Raw genomic sequence first — 3284 nt, forward strand, 5'->3', positions numbered from 1 at the left:
TGTTACTGACGTTTTATTTTGGCAAGAAATTGTCAGAAGCATTTGTCCACAATCTGACGGAAATATTGACCGAAAGAAAGGGGAAGCCCACAACTTTCTTTAGCTTCCCCTTTATCTAAATATCAACCTGATAGGTTTCGTTTTGTTTTAAATAAAATTTTGTTTCATTTCTACCAACGATAATATACCAATCCCTTCCTAGTTCCATACGGCAAGAAAGTTTCCTTCCATCTCCTAGGTGAAGATCAAACCAATCACCACAACGCACCTTGTAACCAGTATTGTCACCCCAGAAGACCACCCAACAATCGAGATCCTCATTATACTTCATATCTTTCCAGCGGCTCCTCATGACAGTTCCCCCTGAATAACATGCTTAATCATATGATCATCAATGATACGTCGCCCATTTTGAGCTCCATACAGGAGGCTGTGAGTACATACTTTATTAATAAGCCGTGGGGTGCCCCCAGAAAACCGATGAATTTCTTCCAATGCCCCATCTGAGAAGATTTGTTGTTCAATTCCTGCATATTCTAGATGTCGTGAGACATATGCATCTACTTGTGCGCGATCATAGTGACTTAATTTAAACTGAATATCGATTCTTTGACGTATGGCAGAGTATGATTGAAGACGCAGACGATCCCATAATTCACTTTGTCCTACAAGGATAAGAGCCATCGGGCTTTGTGCATCCATCTTGAAGTTGAGTAAAAATCTGACCTCTTCAAGCATTTCACGATCTAATAGGTGTGACTCATCAACCACAACTACAGGCTGAATTCCATGAATACCTCTCATTAATTCAATTTCTCGATGAAGCTGTCGTTTGGCATCGCCTCTATAGAACTTCGATTCCGCTCCTAGCTGTTCTAACAAACCTTTATAAAAATGCCTTGGTGTTAGTTTTGAATCGGATAAATAAAGCACTTGATATTTCCCTTGATCAAGGCCATCTACAAATTTCCTAAGTGTGGTTGTTTTCCCAGTCCCGCAATCCCCAGTTAAAACGGCAAATAGCTGCCTCTCTGCCGTATACTTTAATCGGCCCAAAACTTCTTGCATCGTAATGGAATCATAAAGTTGAGTAGTAGGTACATCTCTTGTAAAAGGGGTGTGTTTCATTCCATAAAAACCCTCAAACATCTTCGCCATCCTCCTTCCAAACAGCACGGAAAGAAACGGCTGGAGCTTGTTCGATTTTTCTTTCTTTGTGTTTCTGTTCGGCAGCTTTAAGTAATCTGGAAGAATCAGCTTCAGGTGACTGGAGGTGTGAAGGCAATGGTGGTCGCTTTCCAGATCTTTCTCCAATCACAAGCTTTTTTGCTCTCCAAGGGGAATAACCCTCATATTCAATTGTTAGCTCCTCCAAATCCGCTGGATCATAGACAACATCTACTTGACGACCAATAAAAGAAAGACCAACCTCATATTTCTGATCCATAAAACTAATACACCCTGACTTATCTACTTTCCTCGTCTCACAATGCAAGAAAGCATTCGCTAGTTTATCAGGATCAATAAATCGAAGTGCTTTTTTATCGCTTCGAAAAGCAGTTTCAGGGCTAATGTTCTCATCAAGACCAGAATGGGGTTTATTTTGATAACATTCTGAAAACCATACTTGAAAAAGCTCATTCAATCGATCTAAGGAATTAGGCTTATCAAGGGCAGCTTCACCCAAAAAAGAATCTACAACTCTATTAAAGCGTTCAACTTTGCCTTTTGACTCAGCCGCATACGGTTTTGCATAGATCAGTCTTGTCCCTAATTTAGAACAAGTACGAGACATCCACTTGGTTCGATACTGTTTTCCATTATCAAAGTAAACGGCTTCAGGGACACCATATTTTTGAATTGCATTTCGAAAAGCATCCTCTATAATCCTAGAATCAAGGGTAGGATAGAAGGCTCCATGCAGAATAAATCGAGTTGCGTCGTCTATTATAGCGACTAAGTAGACCTGCTTCTTGATCCCATTTGGCCCAATGGGTAAATAAGGTCCAAATTTTATATCTGATTGCCACAGCTGGTTACGGTGACGCTTTTGAAATCGTCTGGCTGCTACCCCTGATTGAGAGTAGAGCCTCATTTGCCGAGAACTGTATCCTCTTTCAGTTAACTTTTCTTGAAGAGTAGATCGTTTTAGCTGCCCTGGTTGTGCTAAGCCCTCCCACTCTAGTATTTGAATAATTTGTGCAACACTTCTAGTAGGAGCTTCTTTTCGAAGGAGAATCGCTTGTTCCAATAAATGCGGAGGAATGGCCTCTTTTTTCATTTTTCCCTGGATTCCTTTTGGCTTTAGCCCTTTAAAACTTTCATTGCGATACTGCTCAAGGTAACGTCTAATTGTCCTTTCAGAAAGACCGCTGGTCTTACATATATGGTTTTTCAATTCCTTTGCTTTTCCAGCATCTAGCCCTTCCGCCAAAAGAGGGGCAATAAGCTGGAACCTTTGTACTGCGATTTCTTCTGCCTTTTTTTGATCTCTCATGATAACACTCCTTTACAAATGTGATTATCATGAGTGTAAATCAGCTATCTTCGGACAAGAATGCAGAACGGGTATGTACCCATAAATTTAAATTCACTATCGGACGGACAATTCTCTCCAGCCATCTGGTGGCATTTCCAACCAGTCGTCCTATTCTATGAAGTGCAGTCTCTGAATTTGCGGACGTCAAATTCAAAGGGACCTTATCCTGTTTGGTTCGAAGCACAATGGATAAGAGGCAATTTGCCCAGTAATCTACGAAATTATTAAACCATTTAAACCAACGAAATAAAGTAGATTCATCAGCTGGAACATCATGTGTAGAAGGGTTCGAAAGAACCGACTCTATACACTCTGCCTTATATCTCTTATATGGAACTAAGAAATCTGGTAATTCATGATGAATCCGGCCGCATTGATCACAACCTAAACGCCGGATATTATATATTTTTGTCTCTCCAGAACTTTCTTTTGATTTTCTTTCCCTAGTACCAGTTACGCTCATGTCTTTCCCGCAACAGGGCGAAGGAATCCTCCCCGCACCTCTAACCAAAAACTCCATTGTTTTCAATTAGTTTATAATCTGATACAATAATCATATGGTTTTTTTAGGGGACGTCTCCCGTATATCTGTTGGCGCAGATATACATTATGGGAGGCGTCTTTTCCTTTCTCCAGAATTATAAATGTCAAAATGTTTCGAATTATGCACACATGGACATTATAACCGTCAAATTCTGGACAGGCAACACCGTCAACTATCGGTCATTTTGGGATGGCAATAACA

4 protein-coding genes are annotated in these 3284 nt (G+C 40.4%); all 4 read right to left on the bottom strand.

The window, feature by feature from the left end:
- Positions 1–115 precede the first annotated feature (115 nt).
- The 4 genes from M3175_RS23820 to M3175_RS23835 are packed head-to-tail and all read right to left on the bottom strand — an operon-like array spanning position 116 to position 3059.
- Complete coding sequence (locus M3175_RS23820) at positions 116–352, bottom strand: DUF5348 domain-containing protein (protein WP_251524393.1); 237 nt, start codon at positions 350–352, stop codon at positions 116–118.
- Positions 349–1149, bottom strand: coding sequence for an ExeA family protein (locus tag M3175_RS23825; RefSeq protein WP_251524396.1), 801 nt, complete (start codon positions 1147–1149; stop codon positions 349–351). Before M3175_RS23825 ends, M3175_RS23820 begins: the two co-directional genes overlap by 4 nt.
- Positions 1142–2497 (bottom strand): DDE-type integrase/transposase/recombinase, encoded by a 1356-nt coding sequence (locus M3175_RS23830; RefSeq protein WP_251524399.1) that lies wholly within the window; start codon positions 2495–2497, stop codon positions 1142–1144. The genes M3175_RS23825 and M3175_RS23830 overlap by 8 nt, the downstream gene beginning before the upstream one ends.
- Before the next feature lie 40 nt (positions 2498–2537).
- Positions 2538–3059, bottom strand: a complete 522-nt coding sequence (locus M3175_RS23835; protein ID WP_285852449.1) for a DUF6431 domain-containing protein — start codon at positions 3057–3059, stop codon at positions 2538–2540.
- Positions 3060–3284 lie beyond the last annotated feature (225 nt).

It is taken from the genome of Robertmurraya korlensis (genome assembly GCF_023715225.1).
Taxonomy (GTDB): Bacteria; Bacillota; Bacilli; order Bacillales; family Cytobacillaceae; genus Robertmurraya_A.